The 1,423-nt window shown below is 50.7% G+C and carries 1 tRNA gene and 2 rRNA genes; all 3 read left to right on the forward strand.

Features of this window, described 5'->3' with window-relative positions:
* Positions 1-346, forward strand: a 16S ribosomal RNA gene (locus tag FFT88_RS24945); the annotation flags it as partial.
* A gap of 85 nt (positions 347-431) precedes the next feature.
* Positions 432-507 (forward strand) — tRNA-Glu (locus tag FFT88_RS24950).
* A 193-nt stretch (positions 508-700) separates the two neighbouring features.
* Positions 701-1,423: ribosomal RNA gene (locus FFT88_RS24955) — 23S ribosomal RNA — on the forward strand; the annotation flags it as partial.

A 1,423-nucleotide genomic window follows, 5' to 3' on the forward strand; every position in this document is an offset into this window, starting at 1 on the left:
AGTCATCATGGCCCTTACGACCAGGGCTACACACGTGCTACAATGGCGCATACAAAGAGAAGCGACCTCGCGAGAGCAAGCGGACCTCATAAAGTGCGTCGTAGTCCGGATTGGAGTCTGCAACTCGACTCCATGAAGTCGGAATCGCTAGTAATCGTGGATCAGAATGCCACGGTGAATACGTTCCCGGGCCTTGTACACACCGCCCGTCACACCATGGGAGTGGGTTGCAAAAGAAGTAGGTAGCTTAACCTTCGGGAGGGCGCTTACCACTTTGTGATTCATGACTGGGGTGAAGTCGTAACAAGGTAACCGTAGGGGAACCTGCGGTTGGATCACCTCCTTACCTTAAAGAAGCGTTCTTTGAAGTGCTCACACAGATTGTCTGATAGAAAGTGAAAAGCAAGGCGTCTTGCGAAGCAGACTGATACGTCCCCTTCGTCTAGAGGCCCAGGACACCGCCCTTTCACGGCGGTAACAGGGGTTCGAATCCCCTAGGGGACGCCACTTGCTGGTTTGTGAGTGAAAGTCACCTGCCTTAATATCTCAAAACTCACTTACGAGTGATGTTTGAGATATTTGCTCTTTAAAAATCTGGATCAAGCTGAAAATTGAAACACTGAACAACGCAAGTTGTTCGTGAGTCTCTCAAATTTTCGCAACACGATGATGAATCGCAAGAAACATCTTCGGGTTGTGAGGTTAAGCGACTAAGCGTACACGGTGGATGCCCTGGCAGTCAGAGGCGATGAAGGACGTGCTAATCTGCGATAAGCGTCGGTAAGGTGATATGAACCGTTATAACCGGCGATTTCCGAATGGGGAAACCCAGTGTGTTTCGACACACTATCATTAACTGAATCCATAGGTTAATGAGGCGAACCGGGGGAACTGAAACATCTAAGTACCCCGAGGAAAAGAAATCAACCGAGATTCCCCCAGTAGCGGCGAGCGAACGGGGAGCAGCCCAGAGCCTGAATCAGTGTGTGTGTTAGTGGAAGCGTCTGGAAAGGCGCGCGATACAGGGTGACAGCCCCGTACACAAAAATGCACATGCTGTGAGCTCGATGAGTAGGGCGGGACACGTGGTATCCTGTCTGAATATGGGGGGACCATCCTCCAAGGCTAAATACTCCTGACTGACCGATAGTGAACCAGTACCGTGAGGGAAAGGCGAAAAGAACCCCGGCGAGGGGAGTGAAAAAGAACCTGAAACCGTGTACGTACAAGCAGTGGGAGCCTCTTTATGGGGTGACTGCGTACCTTTTGTATAATGGGTCAGCGACTTATATTCTGTAGCAAGGTTAACCGAATAGGGGAGCCGAAGGGAAACCGAGTCTTAACTGGGCGTTAAGTTGCAGGGTATAGACCCGAAACCCGGTGATCTAGCCATGGGCAGGTTGAAGGTTGGGTAACACTAACT

It is taken from the genome of Escherichia sp. E4930 (assembly GCF_005845405.1).
Lineage (GTDB): Bacteria > Pseudomonadota > Gammaproteobacteria > Enterobacterales > Enterobacteriaceae > Escherichia.